A 13581-nucleotide genomic window follows, 5' to 3' on the forward strand; every position below is an offset into this window, starting at 1 on the left:
GGGAGCCTCCGTTGTCCGTCAGCTATCGCCAGCCCGGCGTCGTCCTCACCGACCGCCGCTTCACCGTGCCCCTCGACCACGGCGACCCGGACGGGGAGACGATCGGGCTCTACGCCCGCGAGGTCGTCGCGAGCGACAGGGCGGACCAGGACCTGCCGTGGCTGCTCTATCTCCAGGGCGGCCCAGGCTTCGGCGCCAACCGGTTCGTCGGCAGGCCGGCCTGGCTCGGGCGCGCGCTGAAGGAGTACCGCGTCCTCCTCCTCGACCAGCGGGGCACCGGCCACTCCACCCCGGCCAACCGCCAGACCCTCCCGCTGCGCGGCGGCCCGGCCGAACAGGCCGGCTATCTGGCGCACTTCCGCGCCGACTCCATCGTCCGCGACTGCGAGTTCATCCGTCGCGAGGTCACCGGCGGCGCCCCCTGGACCGTCCTCGGCCAGAGCTTCGGCGGCTTCTGCACGGTCACCTACCTCTCCCTCGCCCCCGAGGGCCTCGCCGCCGCCCTGATCACCGGCGGTCTGCCCGCTCTCGACGCGCACGCCGACGACGTCTACCGCGCCGCCTACCCGCGCATGGAGCGCAAGGTCGCCGCGCACTACGCCCGCTACCCGCAGGACGCCGACCGCGTCCGCCGTATCGCCGACCACCTCCTCCACCACGAGGTGACCCTCCCGAACGGCTACCGCCTCACCGTCGAGGCCTTCCAGACGCTGGGCATCCTCCTCGGCGGCGGCGAGGGCAGCCACCGCCTGCACCATCTCCTCGAAGAAACGTTCGTCCCCACCCCGCACGGCCCGGCGCTGTCCGACGCCTTCCAGGAGGAGATGCAGAGCATCCTCTCCTTCGCCGGACATCCTCTCTACGCCCTCGTCCACGAGGCGGCCTACGGCCAGGGCAGCCGGCCCACCGCCTGGGCGGCCGAACGGGTGCGCGCCGAGTTCCCGCAGTTCGACGCGGCGAAGACGCTCACCGGCGACGGACCACTGCTGCTCACCGGCGAGACGGTCCACCCCTGGATGTTCGACACCGATCCCGCGCTGCGCCCGCTCCGCGAGACCGCCGAACTCCTCGCCGCCCGCACCGACTGGCCGCCCCTGTACGACTCCGCGCGCCTCGCTGCCAACGAGGTCCCGGTCGCGGCGGCGATCTACCACGACGACCTGTACGTCGACACCGCCCACTCCCTGGGCACCGCCCGTGCCGTCCGCGGCCTGCGCACCTGGGTCACCGACGAGTTCGAACACGACGGCGTCCGGGCCGGCGGCCCACGCGTCCTGGACCGGCTGCTCGCCCTCGCCCGTGACGAGGTGTGAGGACTGCGTCACGCGTTAGTGTGCGGGCATGACCGAGCCGACGATCACCCAGCTCCAGCCCATGCCCGAGGACTGGCTGCGCGCCCTGGCCGTGGTGGCGCATCCGGACGATCTCGAGTACGGGTGTTCCGCGGCCGTCGCCGCCTGGACGGACGCCGGCCGCGAGGTCGGCTACGTGCTGGCGACCCGGGGCGAGGCGGGCATCGACAGCGTCGCGCCCGCCGAGTGCGGTCCGCTGCGCGAGCGGGAGCAGCGGGCCGCTGCCTCCGCGGTGGGCGTGTCGACGGTCGAGTTCCTCGACCACCGGGACGGCGTCGTCGAGTACGGTCCCGCCCTGCGCCGCGACATCGCCGCCGCGATCCGCCGGCACCGCCCCGAACTGGTGATCACCCTCAACCACCGTGACACCTGGGGCGGGGTCGCCTGGAACACCCCCGACCATGTGGCGGTCGGCCGGGCCACCCTCGACGCGGCGGGGGACGCGGGCAACCGCTGGATCTTCCCGGAACTCGTCGAGCAGGGCCTGGAGCCCTGGGACGGCGTGCGCTGGGTCGCGGTGGCCGGCTCCGCGACGCCCACCCACGCCGTGGACGCCTCGGCGGGTCTGGAGCGGGCGGTGGGCTCGCTCCTCGAACACCGCGCCTACATCGAGGCGCTGACCGACGAGGAGCCGGAAAGCTATGCACGGGGTTTCCTGACCGGGGTGGCGAAGTCGGCGGGCGAACGGTTCGGCGGCAGGCCGGCGGTGGCGTTCGAGCTGTTCAACCGGTAGCCGGGCAGGTCAGTAGGCTGGGCGGCATGCACGACATGACGGTGGACCGGACCGCGCTGCGCGGCGACTGCGAGAACTGTTTCGGCCTGTGCTGCGTGGCGCTGCCCTTCGCGCGCTCCGCGGACTTCGCGATCGACAAGCCCGCGGGCCGGGAGTGCCCCAACCTCGGCGCGGACCATCGCTGCGGGATCCACGCACGCCTGCGGCAGAGCGGCTTCACCGGCTGCACGGTCTACGACTGCTTCGGCGCCGGGCAGAAGGTCTCGCTCGTCACCTTCGGCGGCCGGGACCGGCGTACGGCCGCACCCGAGGAAGCCCGCCGGATGTCCGAGGTGTTCCCGGTCGTCCGGCAGCTCCACGAACTCCTGTGGTATCTCACCGAGGCGCTCGGTCTGCCCGCCGCCCGCCCGATCCACGACGATCTGCGCCGGACCCTGGCCAGGACCGAGGAGCTCACCCGGCTGTCCCCGGAGGAGCTGATCGCCCTCGACGTCCCGGCGCACCGCCAGGACGTCAACGTGCTGCTGCTGAGGACCAGCGAACTGGCTCGCGCCGGTATCCGCGGGCGCAAGAAGGAGCGCCGGGGCGCGGACCTGATGGGCGCCCGTCTGCGGGGCGCCGATCTACGGGGCGCGAACCTCCGCGGCGCCTGTCTGATCGCCGCCGACCTCACCGGCGCGGATCTGCGCGGGGCCGATCTGATCGGCGCGGACCTGCGGGACACCCGCCTCGCCGACGCCGACCTGACCGGCGCCTTCTTCCTGACCCAGCCGCAGCTGAACGCGGCCCGGGGGAGCGCGGGCACCGGGCTGCCGGAATCAGTCACCCGTCCCGCGCACTGGACAGCGCTCTGAGGGCGCCGCGTCCCGCTCGGCGGCCGGCCCGCCGGACGGTGTCTGTGTCTGTGTCTGTGTCTGCGTCCGTGTCGGAGCGGGCGCCGGTGTGCGCCGGTCCAGGTGCATCCGCAGTCCCTCCGGCATCAGCGTCAGCCGTTCCGTGACCCGCAGCCGGTACGCCGGGTCCGGCCGCAGCTCGTAGCGGCGCAGCAGCAGCCCGAGCACCAGCGTCGCCTCGTGCAGCGCGAACTGCCGTCCGATGCAGGCCCGCGCCCCGGTGCCGAACGGTTTGAAGGTGTGCGGGGCACGCGCGCGTACGGCCGCCGCGTCGAAGCGGTCCGGGTCGAACCGGTCGGCGTCCGGTCCCCACGTCTGCGGGTCCCGGTGCAGCATGGCCGTCAGGATCAGCGCCCAGCCGCCCCGACGCATCGGGTGCTCCCCGCCCAGCACGGTGTCCGCCCGGGCCTCGCGCGCGAACGCGGGCGCCGTCGGCCACAGCCGCAGTGCCTCGTCGAGGACCCGGCGCACGTAACGCAGTTTCGCGACCTGCTCGTACCCCGGCACGGCCGCGTCTCCCCACACCCGGTCCACCTCGGCGCGGGCGCGGGCCGCGATCCCGGGGTTGAGGGACAGGTAGTGCAGGGCGAAGGAGAGCGCGCCCGAGGTGGTCTCGTGGCCGGCGACGAGGAAGGTGACGACCTGACGGCGTACGTTCTGCGCCGACAGACGTTCGCCCGTCTCCGGGTGGGCGGTGTCGAGCATCCGGTCGAGCAGGTCGCCGTCCCCGCCGCCGCCGTCACGGCGCGCGCGCACCAGCTCGTCGACCGTGCGGTTCAGATGGGCGATGTCGGCCTCGTTGCGGCGTGTGGCCCGCCGCAGCAGGGCGGGGGAGGGCACGGTGTTGAGGCGCTGCGCGTAGGTGAGGGTGCCCACCATCGCCGTCACGAAGGGGTGCGGCCGGGCCCGTTCGAAGGACGCGAAGTCGTGGCCGAAGCCGGTGCGGGCGATCGTCTCCAGGGTCAGCTTGGTCATGTCGCCGGGCACGTCCACCGCCCGGCCCGCGGCCAGTTCGCGGTCCCAGTGGCCGGTGAGCCGCTCCGCCACGTCCAGCATCATCGGGTGGTAGGCCGCCATCGCCTCACGGCTGAACCCCGGCGCCAGGACGTCGTGCGCCAGCTGCCAGTTCGGCTCGTGGTTGTACGCCGTGAACAGGGCGTCCCCGACGACGGGCCGCAGATTGGCGATGCCCAGCCCCACATGCTTGGCGAACCGCGTCTCGTCCGCCATGTCGGCGGCCAGTGCGGAGCCCCAGACGAAGACGAACTCCCGGTTGAACGCCTTGCGGCGGAAGATCGGCCCCAGCCGCCCGGCGTACCGCAGGGAGTCCTGCAGGGGCGTGTGCCGGCTCGCGCCCAGGACGTCACCGAGCAGGGGGAGCCGGCGTGGCGGATGCGGTATGCGCGCCAGCTCGGGCCAGCCGAGCTCCGCGCTGCGGAACCCCTTCGGCAGGGCGTCCACCGTCGCGGTGTCCGCCGTCACCGCCGTGGCCGGGACACCCGTCGTCCCCGTCGTCCCCGTCGTCTCCGCCATGACGCGATCTCCCTTGATGCAGCGGCAGGTTGAGCATGTTGTACGTGGGTTCAATAGCGGCCTCAGTCTGCTGCCGCTGTTGAACCGGCGTCAAGTAAAGTGCGGGGATGGCCGCGAATCAGGGCGAGCGCACCCGGCGCCGACTCAGCACCGGGGAGCGCAGGGAGCAGCTCCTGTCGGTCGGCGCGCGGCTGTTCTCGGAGAGTCCGTACGACGAGGTGTGGATCGAGCAGGTCGCCGAGATCGCCGGGGTCTCCCGTGGGCTTCTGTACCACTACTTCCCCACCAAGCGGGACTTCTTCGCGGCGGTCGTGGAGCGCGAGAGCGAGCGGATGCTGCGCATGACGGCGGCGGTCCCCGGCGTCCCGGTCCGCGAACAGCTGGCGTCCGGCCTCGACACCTACCTGGCGTACGTGGCGGCCCACGCCCACGGCTACCGGGCCTTCCACCGTGCCGACGCCTCCGGCGACCAGGCCGTGCGCCGGGTCTACCGGCGGGCGCTCGCGGCACAGGAGCGGCAGATCCTCGCGGCGCTCGGCGCCGACCCGGAGTTCGGCCCGGTCTTCGAGGAGCGCGCCGACGTACGGCTGGCCGTGCGCGGCTGGCTGGCGTTCACGACGGCGGTCTGCCTGGAGTGGCTGCGGGGGTCGGACCTGTCGCGGGAGCAGGTGGGGGAGTTGTGCGCGCGGGCGCTGCTGGGGGTCATCGCCGGTCCCGCGTGATCGTCGACGGGCGGTCCACGTCCTGGCCCCGGGGGGCCCGGTGGGCGGATCCCCGGTACCGCAAGGCGGCCGTGGTTGGCGAACATCCCGATCTCCGATAGGTTAGGCAAGGCTTACCTAAGGAGGATTTGGGATGGGTGACAGCCAAAGCTGGGCGGCCGTGCCTGCCGCCGCCGAACGGGCCCGTTCGGTACTCGCGGCCTCATGGTCGTGCGCGGTGACCGCGGACGGCGGGCGTGAGGAGTTCGTCGGCGCGCACACCGTCGACCGGGACGGCCGGGTGATCCTGCACGTGCCCGAGGACAGCGCCCTGCTCACGGCCGCGATCTGCGCGCCCCGCGGCGAGCCGTCCGCCGTGCTGGAGTTCGCGGACGTGGCGCCCGTTCCCGTACGAGGCCGTATCCGCGCCCGGCTCTGGCTGGCCGGCTGGTTCACCCCCGAGGACGGCCACCTCGCCTTCCACGCCACCCGCGTCGTGCTGAAGGAGGCCACCGGCGCGGTCGTCGTCGACCTCGAGGAGTTCGCCGCCGCCGAGCCCGACCCGCTCGCCGCCGCCGAGGCGCACCTGCTCACGCATCTCGCCGACGCCCACCCCGACGCGGTGGAGCGCCTCACCCGGCTCGTCCGGCCGGACAGCCTGCACGGCGCCGTCCGCGTCCAGCCGCTCGCCGTCGACCGGCACGGGCTGACGCTCCGCGTCGAGCGCACCCGCGCCCACGGCGACGTACGCCTGCCCTTCCACGCGCCCGCCGACGACGTCGGCCAGCTCACCGAGCGCATGCACGTCCTGCTCACCCAGGCGGCGGCCGCCGCCTGTCCCCGCGCCCTACAGCGGCAGCGCACAGACGGCGACGGGTGACGCGAACGGCTCGCCCGCCGGCCGTAGCGCACCGTCGGCGCCGTCCACCCGGAAGACGCTGACCGTTCCGGAGCGCTGGTTGGCGGCGAACAGCAGGCCGCCGTCCGGCGAGAGGGCGATCTGCCGGGGGAAGTCGCCCTTCACCGGCACCGTGCCGAGCAGCCGCAGCCGGGCCCCGTCCGCCTCCACCGCGTAGCGGGCGAGGGTGTTGTCACCGCGGTTGGCGAGGAAGGCGTACCGGCCGTCCGGCGTCACCGCCAGCTGCGCCGGGTAGTTGGGGTCCGCCTTCGCGCCCGTGGACCGGGGCCTGCCGATCGTCAGCCGGCCGCTCGACGGCTCGTACGCGCAGACCGAGACCGTGTCGTCCGCCTCGTCGGCGAGGTAGGCGTACCGGCCGCCGGGGTGGAAGGTGAGATGGCGCGGACCGGCGCCCGCCCGGGTGTGCGCCTGCGCGACCTCCGTGAGCGTCCCGGCCCGCTCGTCCAGGCGGTAGCTGTACACCGTGTCCGTGCCGAAGTCGACGGCGAGGACGTGACCGCCGTCCGGAGCGGTGACGAACTGATGCGCGTGCGGCCCCTGCTGGCCCGACCGGGGGGCCGGGCGGCGGTGTGTCACCCGGTCGGTGCGTTCACCGAGCGCCCCCGAGGCGTCGATCGGGTGCACGCTCACGCTGCCCGAGCCGTAGTCGGCGCTCAGCAGCCACCGCCCGCCCGGATGGACCGACACGTGGCAGGTGTGCGCCCCACCCGTCGGCCGGCTGCCCAGCACCTTCTCGTCGGAGAGCCGCACGGCGGTCACGGCGCCCCGCTCGCGCTCGTCGGCCGCGTACAGCGTTGCGCCGTCCGGGTGCACCGCGAGATACGACGGGTCCGCGACGCCGGTGATCGTGCCCCGGCCGGTGATCCGCCCCGACAGGGGGTCGTACGAGGCGACCCCGATGCCCCTTCCGCCGCCCTCGGCGGAGGTGTAGGTGCCGAGGTAGAGAGGGCGGGGGCCGGCGGAACCCCGCGAGGCCTCCGGGGCGGGCGACGCCGACGGCTGTCCGGGCGGTGCGGCCTGCGGTGAGTCCTGGGCCGATGCCTGCCCCCCGTCGCCGTCGCCGTCGCCGCCGCACCCGGTGAGGGCCGACGCGGCGGCCGCGCCGCCGAGCAGAGCGACGAAACGGCGCCTGCTCCAGCCTCCGCCGGGCTCCCGGCTTCGTCCGGGCCGGGACAACCCCCGGCGCGCCGCTTCCGTCCCACTGCCCATGCCCGCACCTCAGGTCGTCGTACGCCTCCGCCGTGACAGCCACCTTGACCCGGACGGGCCGTCGAACGCAAAAGCGGACCCCGGCGGGGCGGGCGGGCGGGTGTGCCGAGGACCGGGCGGGTGCGCCGGTGCGCGGGGACGGGGGCGGGGACGGGCGCGGGGACGGGCGCGAGGACCGGCCACCGGGAGCCGTCCTGCCGCGTCAGGAAGAACGCCGGCCGAACCCCGTACGGTTGCGCCACAGCTCGTCCTGCACGCCCAGACGCTCGCGCAGCCGGGACAGCCGTGGCAGCCGGGCACGCTCCTCACGGCTGTTGCGGTCCAGTTCCTCCAGGAGCCGGCGGGAGCGGTGCTCGGTGTCGAGCTCGTCGATGATGCGGGTGGCCTCGGTCAGCGCCGCGCCGTGCAGCTGCCACTGGCGGGCGTCGTGCTGGAGCTGCTCCAGCATCAGCTGGGCGAGCTTGTCGCGGGTGGCCGCGGCCTGTCGCAGCTCGGCCGTGAGCCGTTCCTCGGCGGCGTCCGCGTTGAGGCTGACGCTCGTGGTGACCAGCACCGCGAAGCTGACCACCGCGTCGGCGATCTCGGACAGCAGCCGCTCCACGACCTCGCCGGTCCCGTCCGGGAACAGCGGCTCCGGCTCGCGCTCCTTGGCGAGATCGGTGAGCGTCCGGGCGAACACCCGCAGCACGACCGTGCAGATCTCCAGCGTGTCCAGGCCGGTGCGCAGCACCACCCGGTGCAGCAGCCCCTCGCGCACGCGCGGATTGAACCGCAGGCTGTCCTCCGCCTGCCGCAGGGCCGCGTCCACCTCGACGATGTCGTGGTCCAGACGGCGTGCCTCGTGCAGCCGGGCGGCCGCCTGCTCCACCCGGGTGCGGCCGGAGGCCTCCTCGCCGATGCGCAGCATCAGCTGGCGCAGCCGACGGGCCAGCCCCTCGATCGACTCGCCCGCCTCTTCCACCCACACCGGGGGCGGCAGCAGCAGGTTGCAGCTGAGCCCGACGAACGCGCCGATCAGCGTCTCCACCACGCGTGCCCAGGCCGTGTCCCCGACGGTGGTCACGCCCAGCACCAGCATGGCGCTGATCGCCACTTCGGGCACGTACTCGTCGACCCGCACCAGATGCCCCACCCCCAGCGATGCCACGATCAGCAACGCCAGGCTCCACCACGTCAGACCCACCAGGAGGCTGAAGGCGATGGCCACGAGCACGCCGGCCACCACCGCGTTCACCCGGCGGATCCCGTTGGTGAGCGTCGCGTACAGGGTGACCTGGACGACGAGCAGCGCGGTCAGCGGTGCGGTGAGGGGCAGTGCCTCGGGGCTGAGGCGCAGAGCGATGACATAGGCGATCGTCGCCGCGGTGGCGGATCGCAGTGCCTGGACGACGACGGGTTCCCGATGGCGCTGTACCAATCGGACGAGCGGTGCCGCTCGTTCACGTACTTCTTGCATTGACAGTCCAGTTCCCCTTACCCCGCGACCTCGAACGTCTCTTCACCACCTCGCGGCACACGACCAGGACCGCCTGGGTCGATCGGCCGCATTGAGGACTGTTTCTGTCCGCAAGTACCCCTAGATTGTTCACGTCAGCCAGGGCAGACACCGGATACCTGAAGCAGAGGGGGAAGTTCATGGGGGAAGAGGCAGCAGGGACGGAAGCGGGAGCCGCGGCCGACCGGGCCGACGGCGCGGGCACGCCGGGCATCGAGGTCCTCACAGGAGCGCACGCCTACCTGCGGGAGGCGGTCGCGGCGGTCGGCGACGAGCAGTGGGGAGCGGCGACGCCCTGTGAGGGGTGGACGGTACGCCAGGTGCTCAACCACGCCCGCATCGACCAGCAGGGCTACGGCCTCGCGCTCACCGGCGGCCGGCCCGGCAGCGACCCGTTCCGTCCGGAAGACGCGCTGGACGGCGACCCGGCGGCCGAGCTGGCGAAGGTGCTGGACGCGGTGGCCGATGCGTACGCCGCGCTGCCCGCGGACACCGAGGAGGTGCCCACGCCGCTGGGCCCGCTGCCGCTGTCCCTCGCCCTCGGGGCCGCCGCGATGGACGCGGCCGTGCACGCCTGGGACATCGCCGTCGCCACCGGCCAGGACCGCCCCCTCCCGGCCGCGACGGCCATCGGGATCCGGCCGGCGGCGGAACGCCTCGTGGACCATCTGCGCGACGCGTTCAAGGTCTTCGCCCCGGCGCGGGAGACCCCGGACGGCCACGACCCGTCGGCGACGCTGCTGGCCTTCCTCGGCCGCGACCCGCGCTGGTCACCGCCGGCGTCCTGAGAGGGGCGGCGGGACGGGCGTCCTGCCGCCCCGGCCCGGTGATCACCGCACGGCCCCTCGCCCGGGCGAGTTCACGGATGGCGCCGGGCGTCCGTGCGGCGTTCCGTACTCTGTACCGGGACCGCACACCCGGCGCCGCGGACCCGGCCGCCGAGGCGTGGCGCGACGAGCGGATCGCGGACGGCCGGTACGTGGCGGACGTCTGCGCGGCCGGGGGACCGGCAGGGGGGCGGGCAAGGTGACGGATTCCCGGGAGCGTGCCCGGAGTGTCCTGGAGGCGGCGGGCATCCCGCCCGGCCGGCCGGCCCACGTGGGGCCGCTCGGCGGCGGCGCGTACCACACCGTCGCGGAACTCCGCCCGACGGACGGCGGTCACCACACCGGCGGAGCGCCCCGCATCGGGAGCCTCATCGACGGCGAGCGCATGTTCCGGGGCGGCCCGCGCGCGGACTTCGTCTCGCCGGCCCTCCTCGGTGACATCGAGAAGGAGGAGCCGTTCCCGGAGGGCTGTCGCGGGGCCGGAGGGCACGCGGTGTTCGCCCCGTCCGCCCGCTTGCGTCTCGCCCCGTACCGCGCCTGCCTCTCCCTGATCATGCTCGTCGAGACGGTCCCGCGGGCGTACGGCGCGGAGCGCGACCGCCGGCTGCGCGAGGCGGTCGACCCGGAGCTCCTCGCGGCACCGGAGGAGATCGAATCGGTGGACGTCTCTTAGCTCACATCGTGAACTAAGGGTTGGAGGAATATCGCGTGCGGCCCGTCCGCAGGGGTATGTTGCAGGTCGGGCAGGGTGCAAAGGGGAGCGACATGACGGGGCGGAACGGGCGCACGGTACGCGACCTGAGGCGGGCCAACCGAACGGCCGTGCTGCAACGGCTCTACTTCGACGGACCCCTCAGCCGCTTCGAACTCGGCCCGACCACCGGCCTGAGCTCCGGCTCGGTCAGCAACGTCGTGGCCGATCTGGTCGCGGACGGGCTGGTCGAGGAGGCCGGCAGCGTCGACTCCGACGGCGGTCGCCCCCGCATCCTGCTGCGCGTGGTCCCCGCCAGCGGGCACATGATCGGCGTGGACGTCGGCGAGACCCGGGTGCGGATCGAGCTGTTCGACCTCACGCTCACCGAACTCGCGCGGGTGGAAAGGCCGTTGGAACACCGGCGGTACGAGGTCGACGGGATCGTCGGACACATCCGGGACGGCGTCGCCGAGGTGCTGGGCGCCGCGGGCATCGCCCCGGAACAGCTGCTCGGGGTCGGTATCGGCGTCCCCGGCATCATCGAGCACACCCCGGAGCAGGGCGCCGTGGTGCACGGCCAGACGATCGGCTGGGACGCCGTCCCGCTGGAGGCGCTGCTGCGCGAGAGCTCCCTCCTCCCCGAGAGCGTGCCGTACTTCATCGACAACGGCGCCAAGACCCTCGGCCAGGCCGAGATGTGGTTCGGCGGCGGTCGAGGGGCGCACAACGCGGTCGTCGTCCTCTTCGGCTCGGGGGTCGGCGCCTGTCTCGTCACGTCCGAGGTGGAGCACGGCCGGGCGGTCGAGTGGGGGCACCTCACCGTGCGCGTGCGGGGCCGCCGCTGCCGGTGCGGCGCCCTCGGCTGTCTCGAGGCGTACGCGGGTGCCGAGGCGCTGCTGGAACGCTGGCGGGAGCAGGGGGGCCGGCCGCCGGAGGGCGCCGACGAGGAGAGCGCGCTGACGGCGATGCTGAGCGCCGCCTACCCCCAGGGCGGCACGGAGGCCCCCGACCCCGTGGCGCTCGAGGTGCTGGAGGAGACGGCCGAGTACCTCGGCGCCGGGCTCTCCGACCTGATCAACCTCTTCCAGCCCGAGCGCATCCTCATCGGCGGCTGGGCCGGACTGCAGCTCGGCGCGCGCTTCCTGCCCGCCGTACGCCACCACGCGACCGCGTACGCCTTGCGCCACCCCGCGCAGAAGGTCACCGTCGAGCTCGGGCGGCTCGGCCCCGACGCGGTCACCGTCGGCGCGGCGATCCTCCCGCTCGCCGACTTCTTCGCCCGTGGCGGCCGACGCCCCGAGCCCGTCCCCGCCGGTCCGGCTCCGGCCTGGCGCACGGTTCTGGAGGAACGCGCCCCGCGCTGACCCCCGCTCCCCGTTCCGCCCCTGCCCCCGACCCGCCCCTGCACCCGGGGGCCGGCGCTCCCCCCGGGCCGGCGCTCCCGACCCGCGCGTCACGTTTCGGTGTTCGCCGTGGAGGTACTCGCCTCCTCGCCCGGGCGATCGGCGCCCGGGAAAGTCGTCCGCGCCCGGCGCGGTGCGACGGTGGAGGGAGGACGTCGTGGCCGTACAGCGCCCCGAGAGCCCCGGCGAGAACGGCACGCCCATCCCGCGTGACCTGCCGGACCAGCAGGCCGACGGGGGAGAGGACCCCTGGGACATCGGCAGCCCCGAGCAAGCCGACGGGTCCGGCGGATCCGGCGGGTCGGACGAGTCCGGTGGGGACGTGGAGAACGCTCCGGACGTTCCCGACACCGACGAGGCGGGCACCGGCCGGCAGGGTGCGCCCAGCGCGGGCAGCGGTCAGTCCGACCATCCTCTGCCCGACGAGCCGTCCGACTGAGGAGCGCCTCACGCCGCGACGAGGGCGAGCGACCCGCCGTGACCGCCTGACCTTCCGACGCCCCCCTTTGACCTTCCGACGCCCCCCGCTGACCTTCTGACGCCCCCCTTTGACCGTCCGGCGCCCACCGGCACTCCCCGGCCGCCGGTGGGCGCCGGTCGCTCAGCCCGCCTTGCGCCCCCGCATCGGCTTCGTGGCCTCGCCCTCACCGGCCCGCAGACCGAGGAGGAACTCCTCCAGGACCTCCGGCGCCGTGTGCTGCGGATGCCAGCCCAGCTCGACGCGGGCACGGGTGCAGTCCATCAGGGGGAGCCTGAGGACGGCGTCGAAGAGGTGCGGCGAGGCCGGGAGGAGGCGCAGGCCCCAGGCGGCGGCGATCGCCGAGCGGGCCGCGGTCCGGGGCAGGCGCACCGGACGGGCGTCGAACATCTCGCCCAGCAGCTCCGCGTCGACGGCCGGCTCGGCGGCCAGGTTGAAGGGGCCGCGCACCTCGGTGCGCAGGGCCAGCCGGTACGCCTCGGCCGCGTCGTCGGTGTGCAGCGCCTGCACGCGCAGGCCCGGGATGTCCGGCAGGAAGGGCAGCAGTTCGGGGCGGGCGACCGGACCGGGCAGGAACCGGCCGCCGAAGATCCGCCGCTGCTCGCTCGCCGACTCCCGCTTGAACAGGAACGCGGGCCGCATCCGCACGACCCGGGTCAGGGGGTGGTCGCGCTCGAAGGTGTCCAGGGTCCGCTCCAGGTAGGCCTTCTCCCGGCAGTAGGCGGCGTCCGGCCAGCCGTGCGTGGGCCAGGACTCGTCCACCGCGTGATCCTTCGGTCCCGGCGAGTACGCGCCCACCGAGGACGCGTGCACCAGGACGGGCACCTGCGCGGCGGCCACGGCCTCGAAGACCCGGATGCCGCCCAGGACGTTCGTACGCCAGGTCGCCGCCGGATCGTGCGTGGGCTGGAACGCCCACGCCAGATGCACGACCGCGTCGGCGCCGGCGAAGACCGCGGCGAGATCGGCCCGTTCCGAGGCCAGGTCGACGGCCGTCCACTCGGTCTTCCGCGGCGTCCAGTCCGGGATCCGCCGGGCCAGACCCCGTACCGAGGCGACGTCCGGGTCCTCCGACAGAAGCCGCACCACGCTCGTGCCGACATTGCCGGTGGCACCGGTGACGACGATGTTGCTGCCCGTTGCGCTGCTCACCCTCGGCTCCTCTCGCCGGTCCTCGCAGGAACCCGCCGAGTACCCGGCCCCGCCCGGCGCACGCGGGCCCCTGCCGGAGCCGGCCCAGGGCCCCGGCGACTCCGGAACGCTACGGATCGCAGCGCGCTCGAAGGCACGTGCTCCTGTGCGGGCGGCGCGGCCGTCGGGTCGCGGCGTGCGGACAAAAGGAAG

The 13581-nt window shown here is 74.2% G+C and carries 13 protein-coding genes; 9 read left to right on the forward strand and 4 right to left on the reverse strand.

Features of this window, described 5'->3' with window-relative positions:
- Nucleotides 1–11 precede the first annotated feature (11 nt).
- From QF030_RS35530 to QF030_RS35540, 3 genes are read left to right on the forward strand one after another with little or no spacing between them, the layout of a single operon-like run.
- On the forward strand, nt 12–1313 hold the full coding sequence (locus QF030_RS35530; RefSeq protein ID WP_307166659.1) for an alpha/beta fold hydrolase: 1302 nt from the start codon (nt 12–14) through the stop codon (nt 1311–1313).
- A 28-nt stretch (nt 1314–1341) separates the two neighbouring features.
- Nucleotides 1342–2085 (forward strand): PIG-L deacetylase family protein, encoded by a 744-nt coding sequence (locus QF030_RS35535; protein WP_307166660.1) that lies wholly within the window; start codon nt 1342–1344, stop codon nt 2083–2085.
- A 26-nt stretch (nt 2086–2111) separates the two neighbouring features.
- Nucleotides 2112–2939, forward strand: a complete 828-nt coding sequence (locus tag QF030_RS35540; RefSeq protein WP_307166661.1) for a pentapeptide repeat-containing protein — start codon at nt 2112–2114, stop codon at nt 2937–2939.
- On the opposite strand, the gene QF030_RS35545 is transcribed toward QF030_RS35540, so the two are convergent.
- Nucleotides 2904–4511, reverse strand: a complete 1608-nt coding sequence (locus QF030_RS35545) for a cytochrome P450 (protein WP_307166662.1) — start codon at nt 4509–4511, stop codon at nt 2904–2906. The two genes, QF030_RS35540 and QF030_RS35545, sit on opposite strands and share 36 nt — an antisense overlap.
- Before the next feature lie 107 nt (nt 4512–4618).
- Here QF030_RS35545 and QF030_RS35550 point away from each other — a divergent pair, with 107 nt between their 5' ends.
- Nucleotides 4619–5233, forward strand: a complete 615-nt coding sequence (locus tag QF030_RS35550) for a TetR/AcrR family transcriptional regulator (protein WP_307166663.1) — start codon at nt 4619–4621, stop codon at nt 5231–5233.
- Nucleotides 5234–5366: 133 nt separating this feature from the next.
- Nucleotides 5367–6092 (forward strand): DUF2470 domain-containing protein, encoded by a 726-nt coding sequence (locus QF030_RS35555; RefSeq protein WP_307166664.1) that lies wholly within the window; start codon nt 5367–5369, stop codon nt 6090–6092.
- Here the strand turns inward: QF030_RS35555 and QF030_RS35560 are convergent.
- A complete protein-coding gene (locus tag QF030_RS35560) occupies nt 6060–7340 on the reverse strand; it encodes a lactonase family protein (RefSeq protein ID WP_307166665.1) in 1281 nt (426 codons plus the stop codon). The genes QF030_RS35555 and QF030_RS35560 overlap by 33 nt on opposite strands.
- Nucleotides 7341–7542: 202 nt before the next feature.
- Nucleotides 7543–8796, reverse strand: a complete 1254-nt coding sequence (locus QF030_RS35565) for an FUSC family protein (RefSeq protein ID WP_307166666.1) — start codon at nt 8794–8796, stop codon at nt 7543–7545.
- 179 nt (nt 8797–8975) lie between these two features.
- On the opposite strand from QF030_RS35565, the gene QF030_RS35570 reads away from it, so the two are divergent.
- The 4 genes from QF030_RS35570 to QF030_RS35585 all read left to right on the forward strand — a co-directional run bounded on the left by QF030_RS35570 (nt 8976) and on the right by QF030_RS35585 (nt 12198).
- Complete coding sequence (locus tag QF030_RS35570; RefSeq protein ID WP_307166667.1) at nt 8976–9623, forward strand: TIGR03086 family metal-binding protein; 648 nt, start codon at nt 8976–8978, stop codon at nt 9621–9623.
- A gap of 238 nt (nt 9624–9861) precedes the next feature.
- Complete coding sequence (locus QF030_RS35575; protein WP_307166668.1) at nt 9862–10335, forward strand: hypothetical protein; 474 nt, start codon at nt 9862–9864, stop codon at nt 10333–10335.
- A 92-nt stretch (nt 10336–10427) separates the two neighbouring features.
- Entirely contained in the window at nt 10428–11720 is a 1293-nt protein-coding gene (locus QF030_RS35580) for an ROK family transcriptional regulator (RefSeq protein ID WP_307166669.1), read from the forward strand.
- 196 nt (nt 11721–11916) lie between these two features.
- Nucleotides 11917–12198 carry a hypothetical protein gene (locus QF030_RS35585; protein ID WP_307166670.1) on the forward strand — a complete coding sequence of 94 codons (282 nt, stop codon included), beginning with the start codon at nt 11917–11919 and terminating at the stop codon, nt 12196–12198.
- A gap of 162 nt (nt 12199–12360) precedes the next feature.
- On the opposite strand, the gene QF030_RS35590 is transcribed toward QF030_RS35585, so the two are convergent.
- Complete coding sequence (locus tag QF030_RS35590) at nt 12361–13389, reverse strand: SDR family oxidoreductase (RefSeq protein ID WP_307166671.1); 1029 nt, start codon at nt 13387–13389, stop codon at nt 12361–12363.
- Nucleotides 13390–13581: the final 192 nt, after the last annotated feature.

This window comes from Streptomyces rishiriensis, assembly GCF_030815485.1.
Lineage (GTDB): Bacteria > Actinomycetota > Actinomycetes > Streptomycetales > Streptomycetaceae > Streptomyces > Streptomyces rishiriensis_A.